This window comes from Kitasatospora sp. NPDC001119 (genome assembly GCF_053598475.1).
On the sequence record NZ_JBSFKI010000004.1, the window covers coordinates 318813 to 339278 of the forward strand.

General features: G+C 72.7%; 19 protein-coding genes and 1 pseudogene. 10 read left to right on the top strand and 10 right to left on the bottom strand.

What is annotated here, in order from left to right; all coding sequences use genetic code 11:
* Nucleotides 1–42 precede the first annotated feature (42 nt).
* From ACWDD9_RS07285 to ACWDD9_RS07295, 3 genes are all read left to right on the top strand, one after another.
* A complete protein-coding gene (locus ACWDD9_RS07285; protein WP_449811052.1) occupies nt 43–1074 on the top strand; it encodes a cysteine synthase family protein in 1032 nt (343 codons plus the stop codon).
* 40 nt (nt 1075–1114) lie between these two features.
* Nucleotides 1115–2557 (top strand): MATE family efflux transporter, encoded by a 1443-nt coding sequence (locus ACWDD9_RS07290; RefSeq protein ID WP_449811067.1) that lies wholly within the window; start codon nt 1115–1117, stop codon nt 2555–2557.
* A gap of 97 nt (nt 2558–2654) precedes the next feature.
* Nucleotides 2655–3815, top strand: coding sequence for a CopD family protein (locus ACWDD9_RS07295; protein WP_449811053.1), 1161 nt, complete (start codon nt 2655–2657; stop codon nt 3813–3815).
* A 317-nt stretch (nt 3816–4132) separates the two neighbouring features.
* Here ACWDD9_RS07295 and ACWDD9_RS07300 read toward each other — a convergent pair whose 3' ends face one another.
* A complete protein-coding gene (locus ACWDD9_RS07300) occupies nt 4133–4969 on the bottom strand; it encodes a hypothetical protein (protein ID WP_449811054.1) in 837 nt (278 codons plus the stop codon).
* 277 nt (nt 4970–5246) lie between these two features.
* Between ACWDD9_RS07300 and ACWDD9_RS07305 the strand changes: the two genes are divergently transcribed.
* A complete protein-coding gene (locus tag ACWDD9_RS07305) occupies nt 5247–5810 on the top strand; it encodes a YdeI/OmpD-associated family protein (RefSeq protein ID WP_449811055.1) in 564 nt (187 codons plus the stop codon).
* A 98-nt stretch (nt 5811–5908) separates the two neighbouring features.
* Here ACWDD9_RS07305 and ACWDD9_RS07310 read toward each other — a convergent pair whose 3' ends face one another.
* On the bottom strand, nt 5909–6889 hold the full coding sequence (locus ACWDD9_RS07310; protein ID WP_049651711.1) for a helix-turn-helix transcriptional regulator: 981 nt from the start codon (nt 6887–6889) through the stop codon (nt 5909–5911).
* A gap of 115 nt (nt 6890–7004) precedes the next feature.
* Between ACWDD9_RS07310 and ACWDD9_RS07315 the strand changes: the two genes are divergently transcribed.
* Nucleotides 7005–7964: an alpha/beta fold hydrolase gene (locus ACWDD9_RS07315; RefSeq protein ID WP_449811056.1), complete on the top strand. Its 960-nt coding sequence runs from the start codon at nt 7005–7007 to the stop codon at nt 7962–7964.
* Between the two features lie 102 nt (nt 7965–8066).
* On the opposite strand, the gene ACWDD9_RS07320 is transcribed toward ACWDD9_RS07315, so the two are convergent.
* The gene (locus ACWDD9_RS07320) at nt 8067–9122 is read right to left on the bottom strand and encodes a beta family protein (RefSeq protein ID WP_049651707.1); all 1056 of its coding nucleotides are present in this window, start codon (nt 9120–9122) and stop codon (nt 8067–8069) included.
* 221 nt (nt 9123–9343) lie between these two features.
* Entirely contained in the window at nt 9344–9985 is a 642-nt protein-coding gene (locus ACWDD9_RS07325) for a TetR/AcrR family transcriptional regulator C-terminal domain-containing protein (protein ID WP_449811057.1), read from the bottom strand.
* Nucleotides 9986–10043: 58 nt separating this feature from the next.
* Here ACWDD9_RS07325 and ACWDD9_RS07330 point away from each other — a divergent pair, with 58 nt between their 5' ends.
* On the top strand, nt 10044–11600 hold the full coding sequence (locus tag ACWDD9_RS07330; protein WP_449811058.1) for an FAD-dependent monooxygenase: 1557 nt from the start codon (nt 10044–10046) through the stop codon (nt 11598–11600).
* Between the two features lie 121 nt (nt 11601–11721).
* Here ACWDD9_RS07330 and ACWDD9_RS07335 read toward each other — a convergent pair whose 3' ends face one another.
* The 5 genes from ACWDD9_RS07335 to ACWDD9_RS07355 all read right to left on the bottom strand — a co-directional run bounded on the left by ACWDD9_RS07335 (nt 11722) and on the right by ACWDD9_RS07355 (nt 16109).
* Nucleotides 11722–13251, bottom strand: coding sequence for an FG-GAP-like repeat-containing protein (locus ACWDD9_RS07335; RefSeq protein WP_449811059.1), 1530 nt, complete (start codon nt 13249–13251; stop codon nt 11722–11724).
* Nucleotides 13252–13280: 29 nt separating this feature from the next.
* On the bottom strand, nt 13281–13832 hold the full coding sequence (locus ACWDD9_RS07340) for an FG-GAP repeat domain-containing protein (protein WP_449811060.1): 552 nt from the start codon (nt 13830–13832) through the stop codon (nt 13281–13283).
* 142 nt (nt 13833–13974) lie between these two features.
* Nucleotides 13975–14292 carry a hypothetical protein gene (locus ACWDD9_RS07345; RefSeq protein ID WP_449811061.1) on the bottom strand — a complete coding sequence of 106 codons (318 nt, stop codon included), beginning with the start codon at nt 14290–14292 and terminating at the stop codon, nt 13975–13977.
* A gap of 188 nt (nt 14293–14480) precedes the next feature.
* A complete protein-coding gene (locus ACWDD9_RS07350) occupies nt 14481–14639 on the bottom strand; it encodes a hypothetical protein (RefSeq protein ID WP_375873014.1) in 159 nt (52 codons plus the stop codon).
* A 234-nt stretch (nt 14640–14873) separates the two neighbouring features.
* Nucleotides 14874–16109 (bottom strand): RNA-guided endonuclease InsQ/TnpB family protein, encoded by a 1236-nt coding sequence (locus ACWDD9_RS07355; protein ID WP_449811068.1) that lies wholly within the window; start codon nt 16107–16109, stop codon nt 14874–14876.
* Between the two features lie 25 nt (nt 16110–16134).
* Between ACWDD9_RS07355 and tnpA the strand changes: the two are divergent.
* Nucleotides 16135–16425, top strand: a pseudogene (tnpA, locus tag ACWDD9_RS07360) (IS200/IS605 family transposase); the annotation flags it as partial.
* 21 nt (nt 16426–16446) lie between these two features.
* Complete coding sequence (locus ACWDD9_RS07365; protein WP_387828013.1) at nt 16447–16818, top strand: helix-turn-helix transcriptional regulator; 372 nt, start codon at nt 16447–16449, stop codon at nt 16816–16818.
* Nucleotides 16819–16864: 46 nt separating this feature from the next.
* On the opposite strand, the gene ACWDD9_RS07370 is transcribed toward ACWDD9_RS07365, so the two are convergent.
* A complete protein-coding gene (locus tag ACWDD9_RS07370; protein WP_449811069.1) occupies nt 16865–17929 on the bottom strand; it encodes a polyprenyl synthetase family protein in 1065 nt (354 codons plus the stop codon).
* 352 nt (nt 17930–18281) lie between these two features.
* Here ACWDD9_RS07370 and ACWDD9_RS07375 point away from each other — a divergent pair, with 352 nt between their 5' ends.
* Nucleotides 18282–20198, top strand: coding sequence for an alpha/beta hydrolase family protein (locus ACWDD9_RS07375; RefSeq protein ID WP_449811062.1), 1917 nt, complete (start codon nt 18282–18284; stop codon nt 20196–20198).
* The gene (locus ACWDD9_RS07380) at nt 20195–20353 is read left to right on the top strand and encodes a hypothetical protein (protein WP_181970410.1); all 159 of its coding nucleotides are present in this window, start codon (nt 20195–20197) and stop codon (nt 20351–20353) included. The genes ACWDD9_RS07375 and ACWDD9_RS07380 overlap by 4 nt, the downstream gene beginning before the upstream one ends.
* The last annotated feature ends 113 nt before the right edge of the window (nt 20354–20466 follow it).

Sequence of the window (20466 nt, forward strand, 5' to 3'; positions counted from 1 at the left end):
GATCCGACGCCGCCCACCGCGCTCACCAGGAAGCCCCCCGCCATGACCGACGCCCTGCACCGCCCCCCGGTGGTCACCCGGATCTCCGACCTCATCGGCTACACCCCGCTGTTCGAACTCGCCCGCGCCGACAACGGCGCCCGCCTGCTCCTCAAACTGGAGATGTTCAACCCCACCGGCAGCGCCAAGATCCGCATGGCCCGGCAGATGGTCCTCGACGCCGAGGAGCGCGGACAGCTGCGCGAGGGCGGCCACATCATCGAGTCCACCTCCGGCAACACCGGCCTCGGGCTGGCCGTGGTCGCCGCCGAACGCGGCTACCGCTTCACCGCCGTCGTCGACAACCACGCCGCCGCCGACAAGCTGCGCGGCATGAAGGCGATGGGCACCGAGCTGGTGTACGTCGACGCGGACACCGACGGCGAGGAGCTGCACACCGCCGCCCGCGAGGAGCTCGCCGAGGAGATGGCCCGCGGCAGGGACAACACCTTCTTCACCGAGCAGCACAACAACCCCAGCAACGCGGTCGGTTACCACGCGGTCGGCCGGGAGATCGCCCAGGCCCTGGACAACCGGGTCGACGTGCTGGTCGGCGCCGTCGGCACCGGCGGCGGGCTGTGCGGCACCGCCCGCGAGCTCAAGGCGTACGTGCCGGACGTGACGGTCGTCGGCGTCGAGCCGAAGGGCTCGATCGCCTTCGGCCCGCCCGCCCACGACTACTACCAGTCCGGCACCGGCACCCCCGAGGGCGCCACCATCGGCCTGCTCGTCGACTACGACCTCATCGACGAGGGCGTCAAGGTCGGCGACATCGAGGCCTTCGCCACCGCCCGCGTCGTCGCCCGCCGCACCGGGCTGCTCATCGGCGGCTCCGCCGGCGGCGTCGTCCACGACGCCCTGACCCGCCTGACGACCCTGCCGCCGGACGCCGTTATGGTCGCGTTCATCAACGACGGCGGGGAGAAGTACCTGGACACCGTCTTCAACGACGACTGGATGACGGCCCGCGACCTCCTCGACGAGGCCGTCGAGACCGACATCGACGAATCCCTCGCCAAACTCCGCAGGCCCTGACACCTCCAGAGACGTGACACCCAGAGACGTGACACCCACCATGCAGCAGCTGACCACCCTGGCGCGCGACAGCCGCGCGCTCGCCGCCCTCGCCGTACCGCTCGCCCTCACCCAGCTCGCCCAGGTCGCCCTCACCACCACCGACACGATCATGATGGGCGTCCTGGGCACCGAGGCCCTCGCGGCCGGCGGCCTCGCCCTGGTGATCTTCAACCAGCTCCGCACCATGGGCGTCGGGCTGGTCACCTCCGTCGGCAACCAGGTGGCGGCCGCGGCGGCCCGGGCCGAACGCGCCGGAACCGCCGAGCCCACTGGAACCACCGCCGACGCCGACACCGACGCCGCCGACCAGGAAGTCCGGGGCCTGGTGCGGGCCGCGATGGCCGTCGCCACCCTCGCCGGACTGGCCGGCGCCGTCCTGATGGTCCTCATCGGCCAGGCCGCCACCTGGCTCGGCCAGGACGCGGAGGTCGCCCACCGCGCCCAGGGCATGCTCGCCGCCCTCGCCCCCGGCCTCGTGCCCTGCCTCTGGTTCCAGGCGATCCGCCAGTTCACCGTCGGCATGCGCCGCCCCCAGGCCCTGCTGCGGATCACCCTCGCCTCCGTCGCCGTCAACGCCGCCCTCAACTGGGCCTTCATCCACGGCACCTGGGGCCTGCCCCGGCTCGGCCTCACCGGCATCGGCGTCGCCACCAGCAGCGTCTACCTGCTGTCCTTCCTCGCCCTCTACGCCTCCGCCCGCCGCGACGACCGGCTGGCACCGCTGCTGAGCCTGGACTTCTGGCGCGCCGACGCCGCGACCGTCCGCCGCCTGCTCGGCCTCGGCACGCCGATCGCCGCCACCTACGGCTCCGAGGCCGGGTTCTTCTCCGTCACCGCGCTGCTCGCCGGCAGCTTCGGCCCCGCCGCGCTCGCCGCCCACACCGCCGTCAACCAGCTGATCTACATCGTCTTCCAGGTCGCCGTCGGCCTCTCACACGCCGCGTCCATCAACGTCAGCCGCGAACTCGCCCTCGGCGAGTACGCCGCCGCCCGCCGCATCAAGAACACCGCGCTCGCCTGCGGCGCCGTGGTGATGGCGGTCGTCGGCACCCTCTACCTCGCGCTCCCGGACCTCGTCCTGCGCCCCTACTTCGACCCCAACGCGCCCACCGACCAGCAGGGCCTGAAGATCGCCACCGGCCTGCTCGTCGTCGTCGCCGTCCTGCAGTTCTTCGACTGCGCCCAGAACATCGGCGTCGGCCTGCTGCGCGGCCTCGACGACACCAGGAGCGGCTTCCGCATCACCCTCGTCGGCTACTGGGCCGTCGGCCTGCCCGCCTCCTGGCTCCTCGCCTACCCCCTCGGCGGCGAGACCCGCGGCCTCTGGTTCGGCCTGCTGATCGGCCTCGCCACCACCGCGGTCCTCCTGCTGCGCCGCTACGGCCGCGCCCTCACCGCCAGGGCCGCCACGGCACCCGACGCCGTCGCCGCCGGTGCCTGACAGCCCGTCGGCGGTGCCGGAGGGCGGGTGCCACCCCGCCCGCCCTCCGGCGCACCACCCTGCTCCGCATCCACCCACCACCACGTGAGACTCCCCCATGCACGCTGCCTCGCTCGCCGCCACCGCCACCCCGTACGTCCTGCCCCCGCTGTGGCGCGTCCTGACCAAGGCCGGCTACTTCCTCGGCCTCAGCGCGGCCATCGGCACCACCGTCACCTACGCCACCACCGTCCGCCCCGCCCTGCGCGGCGCGGACCCCGACGACTCCAGGGTCCTGCGCACCAGGGCCGCGACCTACCTGGCCGTGTCCGGCGTGGTCCTCCTGGTCGCCGGCTACTTCCAGCTCGCCGCCCGCCTCGCCCGCGCCGGCAAGGGCATGCCCTTCGGTGACGCCCTCGCCCCCGGCAGGCTCTGGGACTACCTCCAGGCCCCGGCCGCCAAGGGCGCCTGGATCGCCCAGGGCACCGTCCACCTCGTCCAGAACGCCGTCCTGGCCGCGACGGCCGTCCTGCTGGCCGCCCTGTTCGTCCCCGCCGTACGCCGCCAGGTCGACGCGATAGCGCTCACCGCGCTGCCGGCCGCCCTCGCCGTCACCCTGATCGCCGCCGTCCCGACCACCACCCCCGCCGGACTCGACCGCTGGCTCGACCTCCTCCTCGACCAGGCGCACATCGTCTCGGGCACCGTCTGGCTCGGCGGCCTCGCCCTGCTCGTCGCCCTCGCCGGCACCCGCGGCCGGCTCGGCACGGGCGCCGGCCTGCTGTGGGCGGACCTGTGGCGCCGCTTCAGCCTGGTCGCCATGGTCTGCGTCGCCGCCGTCACCGTCTCCGGCCTCTGGCTCAGCTGGAAGCACGTCGGCGCGGTCTCCCAGCTGTGGGCCACCGGCTACGGCCTCGCCCTGCTCGTCAAGGTCCTCCTCGTCCTCGGCCTCGTCACCGCCGGCGCCTTCAACCAGTTCTGGCTGATGCCCCGCATCGCCCACGCCCGGCGCACCGACGACACCTCCTCCCTGCTCCACCTCACGCTGCGGCACTTCCCGAAGGTCGTGTGGGGAGAGGTCGCCCTCGGCGTCGCCGTCCTGGCGGTCGTCCCGTTCATCACCGGATCGGCGCGCGCCGAGGCCGCGGACGCCAAGGCCGTCTCCTCCGGCACCGTCTTCGCGGCCGGCGCCGCCCTCGTGCTGGCCCTCGGCGTCTCCCTCTACGCCACCGCCAAGGCCTCCGACGCCCTCGCCCGCCGTCAGGGCGCCACCGCCTGACGACGGACGTGGGGCCGCCGACCCGGGTCGGCGGCCCCACGTGTCCCTCCGCCCGCGCGTCGTCGACCCGGGCACGAACCAGGCAGCGGCAGTCCGGAGGCGGAGACGCCGCCCCCGGGCAGCGGACCGGACGCACCCCGGCATGACCCGCGTCATCGCCGACATCTCGGTCTCCCCGGACGGCTTCGTCACCGGCCCCGACCCCGGACCGGACAACGGCCTGGGCACCGGCGGCCCGGCCCCGCACGCAACTCCCGGGAGGCCAGGAGGGGTTCACGTGCGGGGCGCCGCTCGGATACGGGTGGCGGGTGCCGGGGTCAGCCCGCGGCGCAGCCGCCGTTCCGGCAGTCCTGCCAGGGGTCCCAGGGGCCGCCCGGAGCCTGCTCGGAGATCCGGGCCGTCCACGACGTGGCGTTCCACATGTGCGCGAGCACCGTCAGCCGCCCGTCCGCCGACTGCGTGACGGAGGAGGGAGTGGCCACCCCCGCCGGGAGCGGGCCGGATCCCAGGTCGTTCCAGGAGCCCCAGACCCCGGGGGCGCTCTGCTCGTTGACGTACAACCGCGGGCTGCCCGAGCCCTGGTAGACCTCGAAGAAGGCCAGCGTGCCGTCCGCCCGCTGGAAGGCCACCGGTGGCCCGAAGAACCTCGGCACGCCCGCCCCGGCGGGGCCGAAGGGCTCGGGCGCCGACCACGGACCGTCCGGGCCGGCCTGGTGGATCCGTACCAGGACCGACGACTGGTATCCGATGGTGAACACCTCCAGGGCGCCGTCGGCGTCCGCGGCGGCGGTGAGCACCAGGTTCTGGAAGTTGAGGCTCATGCCGTTGACCTGGCTCCAGGCGCCGAACGGGCCGCCGGGGGCGGACTGCGTCCGGTACCAGATGGTCTGGCCGGTGGCGTAGTCGGTCGAGAAGACCGCGAACCGCGCCTGGGTGCCGTCGGGACGGGTGACCGTGGTGGACTGGCCCTCGGTGCCCGGGGGAGTTCCGGTGTCCCTCGGCAGGCCCGTCTCCGCGTCCGGTGCGGCGAGCACCGACGCCGGTGCCCCTGTCCGCACCTGCGCCTGCGCGGTCGGTGCGAGGAGGCCCACCGCACTGATGAGTGCGGCGCAGACGGTGGCCACCGCCGTGAATCGCCGTGGGCTCTTCGGCATCGCTGGTTCCTGCCTTCCGATCGGTCGTCGAGGCCCGGCGGGGCGCGGGCCGCCGGCCATCCTGCCCGCCGGGCGACGGGTTCGGGCGCCCGCACCCGGGAATGGCCTCAACACGCGGGCCGCACCCCTGCACCGTGGAGTCCACGGCAACCGTCCACTCCACCCGGCCCACCGCATCGTCGACCTGGACGTGTTCCAGCAGCTTCGCCCAGGCCTCGGATTGTCGCACCCGACAGGTTCAATGGAACCGACGAGTCGACCGACGGGAGCACCGCGCATGGAACCAACCTTCTTCTCAAGTCCTGAGGAGTTCCGGGACTGGCTGGAGGAGCACCATGCGACTGCCTCCGAATGCCGGGTGGGCATGTGGAAGAAGGGAACGGGCAAGCCCACCCTGAGCTGGTCGGAGGCGGTCGACCAGGCCCTGTGCTACGGCTGGATCGACGGCCGGCAGAGCCCGATCGACGACTTCTCCTGGACGATCCGGTTCACCCCGCGCAGGCCGCGCGGCAACTGGAGCCAGGTCAACCTCCGCAAGATCGAGGAGCTGACCGCGCAGGGGCTCATGCGGCCGGCCGGCATCGCGGTGTTCGAAGCCCGTGACCGGGGCCGCGAGGAGAAGCCGGTCTGGGAGTTCGAGGCGGCGCAGCTGGCTCGTTTCCAAGCGGAACCGCGGGCGTGGGAGTGGTTCAGAGGGCAGGCGCCGTCCTACCGCAAGTCGGCGATCCACCATGTGATCAGTGCCAAGCGGGACGAGACCCGGGAGCGGCGGTTGGACCAGCTGATCGCCGACAGCCTGGAGGGGGTGCGGCTCAAGCCGTTCCGGCGCCCCGGAACCTGAGGGCCCGGCAGGCCCGCCGACTCGTGACCAGGCGACTGCCGAACGGACGAACCCACCCTGTTGAACGGAACTGTTCTCGAAGCCCTGCCTCGTCCGCTTCAAGACGGGTGAAGGTCTCCGCGGGTGCGCGGCCGGCCGTATCGTTCGACGAGGGCGTTGCCGATCGAGGCCAGGTGGTCTCGCACACCCGGAGGGCCGGTCACCTCGACCCATTCGACCAGCCCGGAGAGCTCGCCGGCGAGGATGTACTCATTGGGGCCGCGGATCACGACCTCGATGCGGCCATCGGTCGTGGAACCTCCCACGTCGAGCCGGTCGCCGAGCGCCATCCGGAGTATGCCTATCCCGTCGGGTGTGCATACCGCCTGGACCTCCAGCGGCGTTCGTTTGCGATCGACCTCTTCGGCGATCTCATTCCAGCTCTCGGCAAGGTCGAAGTCCCCGGGTCGGTGCACAGGGTCGCCGGTCGGGTCAGCGGACGACACGCGGTCGATCCGGAAGACCCGTCGGCCGGTCCCGGTGTTGGAGACGAGGTACCACACAGGACCTTTGGCGACGATGCCCAGCGGGTGGACGGTTCTCCGGGTTTCGACGCCTTTGCTGTCGACGTAGCCGAGCGACACCTGGACGCCGCTGATCACCGCGTCCTGGAGTTCGTCGAGGAAGCGCGGCGGCCGGTGCTCGATCCGGCTCGCCCCCCATCGCTGCGGGTCCACGACCAGCGACGCCGCCGCTGCCTCGGCCTGCACCTGGAAGGGCTTCGGCAGGGCATGGACGAGCTTGCGCAGGGCTGCCTTCATCGCCGGCGTCGCATCCGAGGCCGGACCGACGGCCAGGAACAGGGCGCGGGCCTCACTGGCGGTCAACCCGGACAGGTCGGTACGAGCGCCGCCCACGAGGCGCCAGCCGCCACCTCGGCCCTGTACGGAGTACACGGGCACCCCGGCCATGGCCAGTGCGTCGAGGTCGCGGCGGGCGGTGCGCTCGGAGACGTCCAGCTCTCGGGAGACCTCTGCGGCTGTCACCTGCTCGCGCCGTTGGAGCAGGAGGAGTACGGCCACCAGCCGATCGGATCGCATGCTGATAAAAGTCTCATGGAAACCGGTCATGGGGTGACCGGTTTGGGGAGCACGATGGCGACATGGCCTCATCGAGGAGGTCGACCGCCGGCGAACGCCCCAGAGAGGAAATGCAGTGTTCGATCCAGCAGAATTTCCCGAGCCCACCCTCGTCCAGGTCAACGGTGTGGAGCTCGAAGTCTTCGAGGCAGGCCGAGAGAACAAGGGCAAGCCCATCGTGCTCTGCCACGGCTGGCCGGAGCACGCCTTCTCCTGGCGTCACCTGATGCCCGTCCTCGCAGCGACCGGCTACCACGTCATCGCACCGAACCAGCGGGGCTATGGCAACTCATCCCGCCCGACCGAGGTGACGGACTACGACATCGAACACCTGACGGGTGACCTCGTCGCGCTCCTGGACCACTACGGCTACGAGGACGCCACCTTCATCGGCCATGACTGGGGTGCGTTCGTCGTCTGGGGGCTGACCCTGTTGCACCCCGACCGGGTGAACAAGCTGATCAACCTGAGCCTGCCTTACCAGGAGCGCGGAGAAACGCCGTGGATCGAGGTCATGGAGACCTTCCTCGGCGGCGACTTCTATTTCGTCCACTTCAACCGGCAGCCGGGCGTCGCGGACGCCGCATTCGATGCCAACACCTCCCGGTTCCTCCGCAACCTCTACCGGAAGAACGTGCCCCCCGCATCCCCAGAACCGGGCATGGCGTTCATCAACCTCGCCAAGGCGGAAACAGCACTCGGTGAGCCCGTCATGAGCGACAGCGACCTGGCCGTCTACGTCTCCGCGTTCGAGACGTCGGGATTCACCGGCGGCATCAACTGGTACAGGAACCTCGACCGCAACTGGCACCAGCTGGCGGACGCGGACCCGGTCATCAAGCAGCCCGCCCTCATGATCTACGGCGACCAGGACTTCGCGATCCCGAGGTTCGAAAGACTGGCAGAGTTCGTGCCCAACGTGGAAGTGGTCGGCCTGGACTGCGGTCACTGGATCCAGGAGGAAATGCCGGAAGAAACCAACCAGGTGATTTCGGAATGGCTGGAGCGGCAGGGCTGGAGCCTGTCCGACAAATGATCACCGAGCGGGTGCATTGCTCGGTCCAATTGCCTTGCCGTCCTGACGTCGGCCAGTAGGCGTCACCCGTAGGCGTCACGGCCCCGCGTGCGGGCGGCACCGTCAGGGCCGTCCCCGCTCCGCGATGGACCGGGTGACGGCGGCCAGGTGGTGGGAGGTCTCCCAGGCGCGCCGCTGGCTGGGGCCGCCGGGACCGGCCGCGAGGCCGTCGGCCCGGAGGCGGATCTCACCGTCCCCCCAGGACAGTTCGTCGTTCGTCCGACCGCCGAACCAGACCTCGGCCCGGGTGAGTTCGCGGCACAGCCGGAGCGTGTCGATCCCCGCCATGCCGACGGCCCGCACGACGTGCCAGTGCCGCCCGCTGGTGTAGCGCAGGTTGACGGGTGCGGCTCGCACGCGGGCGGGAGCGGGCGGCTCGGGGTGGGTGACGCCGTGGTCGCCGAAGTCGGGCGGTCGGCCTCCGGCCCGTCGGGCGACGCGCTCCCAGAGGTCGAGGTCGTGGCGGCGCAGCGCGGTGAGGACGTGGGGCGTGACGCGGCGCAGGGACGGCGGGAACGCGCCGCCGGCGAGCGCGATGCGCCGCCAGGGCAGTGCGCGGGCCCAGGCCAGGACCTCGGTTGCCCGTGGCACGAGGCCGGTGACCGTGTCGGCGTCGGGGAGGTAGCCGGCGTCGAGCAGCAGGTCGGTGTCCGGCGGCTTGAGTACGACGGCGTCGAGGGTGCGGCGGACGTCCTCGGTCAGTTCCCGGGGGCCGTGGGGCAGGTGGTTGAGGTCGACGCGCAGGCACCCTCCGGCGCCGTGGGCGAGCTGGGCCTGGCGGGTCTCGTCGAGGGAGCCGTCCGGGTCGGTGGTGCGGAAGGCGGGGACGAGCGTGTGGAGCCACTCGCGGAAGGCGTCGCTGAGCCAGCGCATCGCGTGGCCGCGGAAGCCGGTCCCCACGGCGCCGTATTGCCAGAGCTGCCCGCAGTCGACGGTCACGGTGAGGTTGCCGGGCAGGTGGTCCCCGGCGTGGTCGGCGAAGGTCTGCACGACGTCGGCCAGGCGCTGGTCGGGGTGGACTTCGAGGAGCGGGCGGATGCGCGCCTGGACGTCGGCGCTGATGTTGCGAAGGGCGATGAACTCGCCCGCCTTGCCACGCAGGATCGGTACGTACTCCATCGGCATCCCCCTGCTGACGGTGGCGCGTGCGTTACCCGGGGTTACTGTCGCCCCGCCAGTGTGCGACGCCCGCCGCCGTCGCACCAGGGCGCGCACCCGGCGCAGCGGGCGGGCGCGCGGCGACGGCGTCCACCGGAGCGCGGGGTCGAGTCCGTGCCGCATGACGAAAACCGGACGGCCTGCCGGTCGTCGTGTCCGGGCCCCGCCGCCCGGAGCCCGCGTCACCCCTCCTCGGCCTCCCGGAGGGGGCGCAGCAGCTGGTCGAGGCCGAACTCGAAGCGCTCGTCGAACGCGGTGTCCTCCATGTGCCGGGCCACCCGGTCGAGCGCGGGGTAGCCGCCGTCGGCGAGTGCGGGGCCGAGGCTGTGCTCCTCGTCGGAGGCGCGGAGTGCCTGTTCCTCCTGGGTCAGGCCGAGCGTCAGGTACTGGATGCTCCAGAACGTCCAGGCGGCCCGGCGTTCGTCGAGTCCGGTGCTGAGCAGGGCCGCCACGACGTGGTCGGCGAAGCCGAGGGTCGCGGGCTCGGCGGCGTAGGTGCCCGCGACGACGGCCGCGCCGTCGCGGTGGGCGAGCAGGCTGCGGCGGTAGCGGCGGGCCAGTTCGCGCACGCGCTCGGCCGGGGCCTCGGGCAGGTCGGAGAACCGGACCTCGGCGACGATCGCCTCGGCCATCAGCTCCAGCAGCCGGGCCTTGGTCTTGGCGTGCCAGAGCACGGTGTTCATCCGTACGCCGAGGCGTTCGGCCGTGCCGCGCAGGGACACGGCGTCGGCGCCCTTCTCGTCGAGCAGTTCGAGCGCGGCGTTCACCACGGCGGTCGGGTCGAGCCGGGGCCGCGCGGTGGTCCGGGGTTGATTCTTGGTCACCGACCAAGTGTACTGGAGGAGCCATCGTTGGTCAGTGACCAAGAAAGGGGGCTTCGCCATGTCCGAAGCCACGCACACCAGCACGCACGCCTCCGCCCTCGCCCCCGCACCGGACGCCACGCACCAGGTCGTCATCGCCGGCGGCGGACCGGTCGGCCTCTGGCTCGCCTGCGAGCTGCGGCTCCACGGCGTGGACGTGACCGTGCTGGAGACCCGGGCCGAGCCCGACCCGCACTCCCGCGCCCTCACCGTCCACCCGCGCAGCCTCGAACTGTTCGCCGCCCGGGGGCTGGTGGCGCCGTTCCTCGCCGAAGGCCTGCGGGTGCCCAGCGGACACTTCGCCTCGCTCACCAGCCGGATGGACTTCTCCCGGCTGGACACGCCCTACCCGTTCACCCTCGCCCTGCCGCAGGCCCGCACCGAGGAACTCATCGCCGCCCACGCCGAGGCCGTCGGCGTCCGCCTGCTGCGCGAGCACCGGGTGACCGGTCTGACCCGGCACGAGGACGCGGTGACCGTCGACGTCGACGCCCCGGCCGGGCCCCGGCGGCTGCGCGCGGCCTACCTGGTCGGCTGCGACGGCAGCCGCAGCACCGTGCGCACCGCCGCCGGCATCGGCTTCCCCGGCACCGCCGCCACCCGGTGGGCCTGGATGGCCGACGTCGTCCTCGACGCGCCGCCGGCCGCGCACTCCGTCTCCACCGAGCACGGCACCGTCATGGTCTTCCCACTGCCCGACGGCCTCCACCGGGTGGTCGGCAACGACGCGCGGAGCGTCCGGGAACGACCCGAGACCCCCACCGTCGAGGAGCTCCGCACCCGGGTCCGCCGGATCACCGGCACCGACTACGGCATGCGCGACCCGCGCTGGATCTCGACCTTCGGCAACGCCACCCGCCAGGCCGAGCGGTACCGCCACGGCCGGGTCCTGCTCGCCGGCGACGCCGCCCACACCCACTTCCCCGCCGGCGGCCCCGGCCTCAACGTCGGCCTCCAGGACGCCGGCAACCTCGGCTGGAAGCTCGCCCAGACCCTCGCCGGCACCGCCCCCGACGGCCTGCTCGACAGCTACCACGCCGAACGCCACCCGGTCGGCGCCGACCTGCTGCGCAGCACCCGCGCGCAGACCGGCCTGATGACCACCTACACCCCGGAGAACCTCGCCATGCGCGACCTGCTGGGCGAACTCATCGCCGGCGTCCCGGAGTTCTCCGACATCCTGGCCCTGCGCTCCGCCGGGCTCGCCGTCACCTACCCGCCCGCCGACCCGTCCGGCGCCCACCCGCTCACCGGCACCCGCGCCCCCGACCTCGCCGTCCACGGCAGCGGCACGCTGCTGCCCCTGCTGCGCCGCGGCCGCTACGTCCTGCTCGACCTCGCCACCGCCCCCGACGCCCCGTCACCGCTCGCGCCGCTGGCCCACGACGTGACGCCCGGCCTCGACGTCCACACCGCCCCGCCGGCTGGCGACCGCCCGGCAGGCCACCGCCCGGCCTGGTCCGGCGTCACCGCCGCCCTCGTCCGGCCCGACGGCCACCTCGCCTGGCTCTCCACCGACGCCGACCCCCGCGACGCCGCCCGCGACGCGGTCACGGCGACGCTCGCCCGCCGGTAGCCGCCGACCGCGGCCGTACGGGCGCACGAACGCGCGGGGCGGTGGTCTTCGCGGGGTTCCCCACCGCGAAGACCACCGCCCTGCGCATCGCGCCACGCGGGTCGATCAATGACCCGCCGGCTCAGACGCCCGCCGCGATCCGGCCGTAGTCGGTCCAACCGCCGTGGCCGTCACCGCCGTTGTTGAGGAAGGCGGTGGTGGGGCCGGTGGTGACGAGGTAGTCGGCATGGGCGTCACCGTTGATGTCGGCCAGCGCCACCGTGGCCTGGTCGGTGGTGAGCCCGGTCGCCGTCCGGCCGTAGTCGGTCCAGCCTCCGTGGCCGTCGCCGCCCTTGTTGAGGAACGTGGTGATGGAGCCGTCCTGGTTGATGACGTTGTAGTCGGCCCGCCCGTCACCGTCGAGATCGGCGAAGCGGACCCGGCCGCGGTCGGTGGTGAGACCGCCGGCGACCTTGCCGTCGTCGATCCAGCCGCCGTGGCCGTCACCGCCCCGGTTGAGGAAGGCGCCCACGGCGCCGTCCGGCTGGGTGATGAGGTAGTCGGCGCGGCCGTCGCCGTCGAAGTCGGCGAAGGTGACCTGGGAGGGGTCGGCGGTGAGCCCGCTCGCGACCTGGCCGAGGTCGTTCCAGCCGCCGTGGCCGTCACCGCCCTTGTTCAGGAAGACCCGGACGGACCCGTCACCGTTGATCAGGATGTAGTCCGCGCGGCCGTCACCGTCGAAGTCGGCGAAGCGGACCCGGCTGCGGTCGCTGGTCATCCCGGTCGTGACCTGCCCCAGGTCGCTCCAGCCGCCGTGGCCGTCACCGCCCTTGTTGAGGAGGACCCGGGCCGAGCCGTCGTCGTTGAGGACGATGTAGTCGGCGCGGCCGTCGCCGTCGAAGTCCGCCCAGCGCACCCGGCCCGCCCCGCCCGACTCCGTACCGGCGTGGTGCACCGGGGCCGGGGCGGCCAGGCCGTCCGTGAAGGCGCGGTCCAGGGCCTGGTCGAAGGTCTGCGCCAGCCGCTGGTAGCCCAGGTCGTCGGGGTGCAGGCCGTCGGCCATCTCGGCCGGGGTCAGCGCGGGCGCGGCGGTGTAGCGGACCTTGCGGCCCTGGGCCTGCTTCGCGAGGACGGCCTGGCTCAGGGCGCTGTTGTAGTCGGCCACCTGGGCGGTCAGGTTCGGCGTGGTCGGGATCAGGCCCATCACGAGGACGGTCACCCCCGGCCGGTCGGCCAGGATCCGGTCGATCAGCGCCGACGTCCGGTCCGCGGCGTGCGCCTTGTCGGTGCCCCGGTCCAGGTCATTGATGCCGATGTGGAGCAGGACGACGTCCGGCTGGGCAGCGGCCAGCCATCCGTCGACTCCGGCCAGAAGGTCGTTGACCATGGACCCGCTGTGGCCCTCGTTGTCCGGGTCGAGCACCGCGCCGTTGCCGCGCGAGCCCACCAGGTCGACGGTGTAGCGGTTCTGCTGGGCCACCAGGTCGGCGAGCGGTCCGCGGTACCCGGCGTCGGTGGTGCTCCGGTACCCGGCGGTGATCGAGTCGCCGAGCGGCATCACCCGCAGGACCGGGGCGGGCGTCGGTGCGGCGGCGGACGCGGTGGGGGCCACGGCGGCGAGTGCGGCCACTGCGGTCACCGCGGCCATGGCGAGTGTGGTGGTGCGCTTCACGGGGTTCCTTCCCTGTTTCCGGTCGCGGTTCAGGCGCCGGCGGCGATCTGGCCGTAGTCGATCCAGCCGGGGTTGTTCCGGTCGTCTCCGCCGTTGTTGAGGAAGGCGGTGGTCGGACCGGTGGTCACGAGGTAGTCGGCACGGCCGTCACCGTTGATGTCGGCCAGGTCGACGGTGTTCTGGTTGCTGGTCAGACCCGTGGTGATCTTGGAACGCAGGGTCCAGCCGCCACCGGTGTCACCACCGTGGTTCACGTAGCTGGTGATGCTGCCGTCCGGGTTCACGATGTTGTAGTCGGCACGCCCGTCACCGTCGATGTCCGCCCACTTGATCCGCGAGGTGTCGGCCGTGACACCGCCGGCGACCTTGCCCAGGTCGCTCCAACCACCGTGGCCGTCACCACCCTTGTTCAGGAACACCCGCGCCGAACCGTTGTCGTTCAGGATGACGTAGTCCGCACGGCCGTCACCGTCGAAGTCCGCCCAGCGCACCCGACCCGCCCCACCCGACTCCGTACCGGCCGAGGACCCCCGGCCGTCGATCGGCGATACGTAGCCGCTGACGTGCTTCGACCCGTACATCCCGCCGGCGGTGATGGTGCCGCGGGTGACCTGGCTGTTGCCCTGGTTGCCGCCGATGGTGCCGACGGACCCGTCGGAGTTGACCGAGACGACCAGCGAGACGTGCTCCGCGTAGCCGGAGCTGTAGTTGAAGACGGCGGCGTCACCGACGCGGGGGGGTCGAGTGCAGACCGGAGCCGTACTGTCCGAAGCTGCCGGCCCCGGAGGTCAGCCCCGAGACGTTGACGCCGTTCTGCGCCCAGACCCAGCGGGCGAAGTCGGCGCACCAGTTCTCGCCGCAGCTGGTGTAGTAGCCGCTACCGCCAGCGCTGTTGGTGTCGCAGGCGCCGTGGCCGAGGTTGGCCTCGGCGGTGCCGACGATGTTCGACCCGACACCGGCGACGGCGATCTGGGCTCCCGCCAGCATGAGGACGGGTGTGACCGCGGCGGTGACCAGCGTGCGGGCGGAACGCTTGCGCATGGTGGGTTCTCCTGTTTCGGGCATGGCTGGGACAGGCGTGGTACGGCAGTGGAGGAACGGTCCGCGGGTCGGGCGGTGGCGACGGGCACGGAGACCGGGACCGGTGTTCAATAGGCGCGGGGCGGGACGGCTGCCCTGCAGGAGCAGCGGTCGTGGGCGCCCGCGGCGGTGCCGGTTAGCGGTGCCGTTTACTGCCAGATCATGTTGTCGTCGTGCACGTCGGCGGCCTCAACGCGGGGGACTGAGGCGGTGGCGTGCCCGGCGACGGACAGGGCGACGGCGGGCAGGGCGGCGGCGACGGCAAGGGTGACGACCGCGGCGGCCTTGGCGAGACGGGTGCGCAGCATGGTGGGGCCCTTCAACGGAGGCGGGGCCGGGTGGGTGGAGCGGCCGGACCGTGCGTCCCGCGGTGCCGCTTCGTCCTGGTGGCCTCGCCGGCCGGTGCTCCCGGCCGGCGACCTCTACCTTCGTCGTGGCCCGAGGCGGACGGAAGGGCTGTCAGGTGGACGGAAACGTCCCCTGCCGGTTTCGTCCAGCGGGGCCGGATCGGGACAGTTCCAGTTCTTGACATCCTCACCCGCCTAAAGGCGAGTGATTCCCGCCTGTCGCACCGTTGCCCGGTACGGCTTCGGGTGGGTTCCTGCTTCACCGCGCTGCGCCGGAACGCGTTCCGGTCTCACCTGCGCTCCACAGGCCGATACCGCCAGTCCGGCGGCCTTGGCGACGTTGACCGCCGCGTTGACATCCCGGTCCAGGACAGCCCCGCACGCCCCGCACGTCCACTCCCGGACACCGAGGGGTTTGGGGCCGTCCTTGACGCCGCAGTCCGAGCACACCTGCGAGGTCGGCTCGAAGCGGCCTGTCCGGTGGAAGGCACGCCCGTAGCGGGCGGCCTTGTACTCCAACATGGTCACGAACGCCGACCACCCGGCGTCGTGCACGGACTTGGCCAGGCGCGTGCGGGCGAGTCCCTTCACCGCCAGGTCCTCCACGGCGACCGCTTGGTTCTCGCGGATCAACCTGGTGGAGAGCCGGTGGTGGAACTCGCGCCGCGCGTCGGCCACCCGCGCGTGCGCACGGGCGACCCTGACCCGGGCCTTGTCCCGGTTCTTCGACCCCTTCACCTTGCGACTGAGCACCCGCTGCGCCTTCTTGAGCTTCTTCTCGGCGCGGCGCAGGAACTTCGGGCTGTCGATCTTCGTGCCGTCCGAGAGCACGGCGAAGTGGGCCAGTCCGAGGTCGATGCCGACCGTGGCGTCGGCCGCGGGCATCCGCTCACGGTCGGCGGCCGGGTCGGTCCCGACCACGAAGGAGGCGAAGTACCGCCCGGCGGCGTCCTGGACCACGGTCACCGTGGACGGCACCGACGGCAGCGGGCGCGACCACTTCACCCGCACGTCACCAATCTTCGGCAGGCGCAGCTTCCCGCCGTCGGTGATCCTCCATCCGGCGTTGGCGGTGAAGCGGATCGCCTGCCGGTTGTCCCTACGGGACTTGAAGCGCGGCGGTCCGGCCTTTGGCCGTTTGCCCTTGATGCCGTCGAAGAAGTTCCGGTACGCGGTGTCCAGGTCCCGCAAGGACTGCTGCAGGATCACCGAGGACACCTCGCCGAGCCAGGCACGCCCGGGGGTCTTCTTCGAGACCGTCAGCCGCTTGGACAGCTCGGCCGACGTGACGAACGGCAACCCGGCCGCGCGGGCGTCCTCACGGACGCGGAGCGCGTCATTGAAGACCACCCGCGCACACCCGAACGACCTTGCCAACAAAGCACGCTGACCAGCGCTCGGGTACACGCGGAAGGCATACCGAAGCTGCACGATGCCCACCGTAGCAGTTTGGTTCATGGCACCGCGATGGAATCCGAATCCCGATATGCGCACCGGCCGCCATGTCGTCCACAACCTGCACGTCCACTTGGTTTTCGCCACGAAGTACCGGCGCAGGGCCTTCACGGACGCCATGCTGACCCGCTGCGAAGAGATCACGCGGGACGTATGCGCGGACTTCGAGGCCGAGTTGAAGCAGTCCAACGGCGAACAGGACCACGTCCATCTGCTGGTGCACTACCCGCCCGAGATCCAGCTCTCCAAGCTGGTCAACAGCCTCAAGGGCGTCAGTTCCCGAAGGCTCCGACAGCCGTCGCTGCCGACCCGGATGATCGTGGTCGACCGCGCCACCGCCGTCATCCCGGTGAACAGCGAGGACACGGCGGCGGCGGCCGTGGTGCTGACCGGCCACGGCACGCTGACGGCCCTGTGCGCGCTGTTCGAGAACGTCTGGGACGCCGCGCGGCCCCTGGTGGGCCCCGCCGTGCGCGACTCCCGGGGCCTCAGCGGCCAGGAGTCGGCCGCCCTGCGGCTGCTCTCCGAGGGGCACACCGACGAGGCGATCGCCAAGCGGCTGGGCGTCTCGCCGCGCACGGCGCGGCGGATCGCCACGGAACTGATGGAGCGGCTCGGCGCCCGCAGCCGGTTCGAGGCCGGTGTGCGCGCCGTCCAGCACGGCTGGCTCCCGGCCCGGGTCTGAGCGGCGCTCCTCCCGAAGCGGAGGAGCCCGCGCCCGGTCAGCCCGGTCAGTCCGGCACCACGTTCGACAGCGGCAGGCCCGCGAAGAAGGCCACCGCCTCCTCCCGCCAGTGCGGGCGCCAGCCCTCGGCCTCGGCGCGGGCCGCCTCGGCGCAGCGGCGCATGTCGGAGCGGAGCCTGCCGTCCACGCCCAGCTTCCGGGCCAGCTCGCGGACGTGCTCCACCGTGTCGTCCGGGCAGTGCGGGTCGCCGAGCGCGGACTCCACCACGGCCCGCTGGGCCTCGTCCGCGGCGGCGAGCAGGGCGCTCACGGCGTAGCTGCGGCGTCCCGCGCGGAGGTCGGCGCCGGTGGACTTGCCGGTGGCGTCCTCGTCGCCGAACAGGTCGAGGTAGTCGTCGCGCAGCTGGCCGCCGATGCCGACCAGGGTCGCGTAGCGGCGCAGCCGTGCGTCGTGGGCGGCCAGGTCCGCGCCGGCGGCCAGCAGCCCCAGCCGCAGCGGGGCGAGCACCGAGTACCGGGTGGACTTGTACTCGCAGACGGTGTGCAGGAACTCCTCGTCCGGGAGCGACCGGAAATCGCGTTCGAGGTCGACGATCTGGCCGGTGACGGTCTCGGCGCCCGCGTTCAGCTGCACCTCCAGCATCGCCTGGCGCAGCTCGGCGGGGACGTCCGCCTCCAGCAGGACCCGCATCGACAGGAAGGCGGCGAGGTCACCGGCCAGGACGGCCAGGCCGAGGGCGGTGCGGCCCGCCTCCGGGAACTCCCGGCGGTAGGCGTAGTAGGTGGAGGGGCCGCCACGGCGTACGGGCGCGTCGTCGATGATGTCGTCGTGGACGAGCCCGTGCGTCTGGAGCAGTTCGATGCTCAGCGCGGCCTCCGCCAGGCCGGGCACCGGGTCGGTGGTCACCAGTCGGGCGGCCTCGTACAGCAGGGCGACCCGCAGGCGCTTGCCGCCGCGCAGCGAGAGGTCCCGCAGCAGCTCCAGGCAGCGCGGGGTGAAGCGGCTGAGCGGCGGCGTGTCGAGGCGCTCCGGCAGGGCGGCGAAGTAGGCCTCGAAGCGGAGGTCGAACCGGCGCCGGTGTCCGGCGGCTCGTTCGCGGGCGGCTGCCATGATCGTCTCGTTCACGGGGCCCAGCCTCGCATCCGTACGGGCGCAGCCGCGCGGCCGGGGTCGGAGTCGGGGTCGGGGCGGGCCCGTGGGCGGGCGGCCGTTGCCGGTGGCCTCCGCGCCTTGCCGGCGCATCCGCATCACCGCCTATCGGCGGTCACTTCAGCCGTCTTTCGGCCAACTGTGCGAAAGGTCTGGTCGCCGTCACGGCGCCTCCCTAGAGTGGCCGCAATCTTCCGCAAGTGACCCTTTCTTCACGCTGGTTCACCGGACCTTCACACCGGCGCACCGGCCCCGGGACGTTCAGCGCAGCCTGTTCCCACCATCGAGCCGTCGAGCCGGAAGGGCCGGGTCCATGACGCAGGCGTTCCAGTCCCCCGGCTTCGCCGCGCTCGCGGCCGACCGCGCGGTCGAGACCCGGCTCGTCGAGGAGCGCTGGCAGGCGGTCGCCTGGGACCTGGGGACGGGTCGGCGCCGGGTGGTCACCGACCGACCGGAAGGCGTCCACCTCAGCGAGATCGAGCCGGACGGCGAGGCCATCTGGTGGTTCGACGCCGACAGCGCCGGTGAGGGGCGGTGGTGGCGCGAGCCGTTCGCGGGCGGAACAGGCGGAGCGGGCGGAACAGGCGGAACGGGCGGCGCGGCGCTGCACGGCGTGCCGCCCGGGCGGGCCTACGGCGTCGCCTTCGACCGGACGGGCGCGCTCGCGGCGGTGGCCGTCGGCGTCGACGGCGCCTCGCACTGCTACGTCGGACCGCCCGCGGGCGAGGCCCGGCTGGTCGGTTCGGCGCCGGGCTACCTGAGCCTGGCCGACCTGTCGCCGGACGGCCGGCTGCTCGCCCTCGGCGGGCGCCCCGACGGGGACGACTCGGTGCTCCTCTGGCCGACGGACATCCAGCCGGACGCCCAGCACGACACCCCGGTGGACGGTCCGCTGCGGCTCGCCGGGAACCGCCGACTGCGGCTCTGGCCGATCGAGTTCAACCCGCTCGCGGTGCACGAACCGGAGCTGCTCCTGGTGGCCGAGGAGGACGAGCGGTACACCGTCGCGACCTGGCGGGCGAGCACGGGCCTGCGAAGACACCCGGGGCTCTCCTTCGACTCGCAGATCTCGGCCGGCTGGTACCAGGGGCCGCGCGGGGTGCTGATCCAGCACGAGCGGGCCGGGCGGAGCCGGCTCCTCCTCGCCGAGCTCGACCCGCCGACGGGACAGGAGGCGACGCGCGTACAGACGCACGTACAGGCACACGCACAGTCGCGCGCACAGTCGCGCGTACAGGAGATCAGCACCCCCGGCGGCACCATCCACGACCTGTCCTGCGCCCCGGACGGCACCCTGCACTGCGTCTGGAGCCGGGAGTCGACACCGCCCCGCCCGCTGGTCCTGCGCCCCGGCACGGAGGTGGCGCACCACCCCGACCCGGACGGCGGCGACACCTCCCGCACCCGGCGCTGGACGCCCCGGCCGTACGGGCGGATCCACAGCTTCGTCAGCACCCCGGCCGGCCCCGGCCCGTGGCCGACCCTCTTCCTGGTCCACGGCGGCCCCTCCACCCACGACCGGGACTCCTACGACCCGCGGGTGAACGCCCTGGTCGACCGCGGCTACGCGGTGGTGCGCACCAACTACCGCGGCTCCACCGGCTACGGCGCCCGCTGGCAGCACGAGTACGGCCACCGGGTCGGCCTGGCGCAGATCGAGGACCTGGCCGCCGTCCGCGCGGAGCTGGTCGCCGACGGTACGGCGCTCGCGGAGCGCACCGGCCTGTGCGGCTTCTCCTGGGGCGGCTACCTGGCCCTGCTGGCGATGGGCGCGCAGCCGGAGCTGTGGTCGCTCGGCATGGCCGCGCAGCCGATCGCGGACTACCCCGCCACGTACCGCACCACCACCCCCGCACTGCGCGAGCTCGACCGGCAGCTCTTCGGCGGCACCCCGGACGAGGTGCCCGAACGCTACCGAGCCGCCGACCCGCGGACGTACGTGCACCAGGTCCGCTCGCCCGTCCTGCTGGTCGCCTCGCGGACCGACGAGCGGTGCCCGCCCGACCAGGTCGCCCGGTACGCCGCGGACCTGCGGCGGCTGGCGGTGCCGCACGAGCTGCTCTGGGTGGACGGCGGCCACTACAGCCGCCGGACCGCCGACCACCGATCGGTGCTGGCCGCGATGGTCCGGTTCGCCGAACACGCCTGGCCGCCACCGCTCCCCCGGCCACCCCGGGGCGACCGCCCCGGGGTTCCCGCCGAGTCGATGGAAGGAGGTGAACACCCATGAAGCGACGCAGCATCCAGAACGACCCGATCAGCACCCCGGAGCGTGACCGGGGCGCCGTGGTGGTCCAGAACTTCGCGCTCGACATCACCAAGGCCGCGCCGGTCGCGCCTGCCCTGAAGGGGCAGCCGAAGCCGAAGCCGGAAGCGAAGAAGTGACCCCCCGTCGCTCCGGGGCACCCCGGTGACCAGTGCCACGAGGTAGAGCTGCGGCATGGTCAGCACGCCGAGCGCGGCGGCCGGCGGGATCGACCCCACGGCCAGGCAGCGCA

What these genes read in the sequence shown, in the direction of transcription:
- ACWDD9_RS07285 (WP_449811052.1), top strand. Translation starts at nt 43, where the DNA reads ATGACCGACGCCCTGCACCGCCCCCCGGTGGTCACCCGGATCTCCGAC.
- ACWDD9_RS07290 (WP_449811067.1), top strand. Translation starts at nt 1,115, where the DNA reads ATGCAGCAGCTGACCACCCTGGCGCGCGACAGCCGCGCGCTCGCCGCC.
- ACWDD9_RS07295 (WP_449811053.1), top strand. Translation starts at nt 2,655, where the DNA reads ATGCACGCTGCCTCGCTCGCCGCCACCGCCACCCCGTACGTCCTGCCC.
- ACWDD9_RS07300 (WP_449811054.1), bottom strand. Translation starts at nt 4,969, where the DNA reads ATGCCGAAGAGCCCACGGCGATTCACGGCGGTGGCCACCGTCTGCGCC.
- ACWDD9_RS07305 (WP_449811055.1), top strand. Translation starts at nt 5,247, where the DNA reads ATGGAACCAACCTTCTTCTCAAGTCCTGAGGAGTTCCGGGACTGGCTG.
- ACWDD9_RS07310 (WP_049651711.1), bottom strand. Translation starts at nt 6,889, where the DNA reads ATGCGATCCGATCGGCTGGTGGCCGTACTCCTCCTGCTCCAACGGCGC.
- ACWDD9_RS07320 (WP_049651707.1), bottom strand. Translation starts at nt 9,122, where the DNA reads ATGGAGTACGTACCGATCCTGCGTGGCAAGGCGGGCGAGTTCATCGCC.
- ACWDD9_RS07330 (WP_449811058.1), top strand. Translation starts at nt 10,044, where the DNA reads ATGTCCGAAGCCACGCACACCAGCACGCACGCCTCCGCCCTCGCCCCC.
- ACWDD9_RS07340 (WP_449811060.1), bottom strand. Translation starts at nt 13,832, where the DNA reads ATGTACGGGTCGAAGCACGTCAGCGGCTACGTATCGCCGATCGACGGC.
- ACWDD9_RS07345 (WP_449811061.1), bottom strand. Translation starts at nt 14,292, where the DNA reads ATGCGCAAGCGTTCCGCCCGCACGCTGGTCACCGCCGCGGTCACACCC.
- ACWDD9_RS07350 (WP_375873014.1), bottom strand. Translation starts at nt 14,639, where the DNA reads ATGCTGCGCACCCGTCTCGCCAAGGCCGCCGCGGTCGTCACCCTTGCC.
- ACWDD9_RS07365 (WP_387828013.1), top strand. Translation starts at nt 16,447, where the DNA reads ATGATCGTGGTCGACCGCGCCACCGCCGTCATCCCGGTGAACAGCGAG.
- ACWDD9_RS07370 (WP_449811069.1), bottom strand. Translation starts at nt 17,929, where the DNA reads ATGGCAGCCGCCCGCGAACGAGCCGCCGGACACCGGCGCCGGTTCGAC.
- ACWDD9_RS07375 (WP_449811062.1), top strand. Translation starts at nt 18,282, where the DNA reads ATGACGCAGGCGTTCCAGTCCCCCGGCTTCGCCGCGCTCGCGGCCGAC.
- ACWDD9_RS07380 (WP_181970410.1), top strand. Translation starts at nt 20,195, where the DNA reads ATGAAGCGACGCAGCATCCAGAACGACCCGATCAGCACCCCGGAGCGT.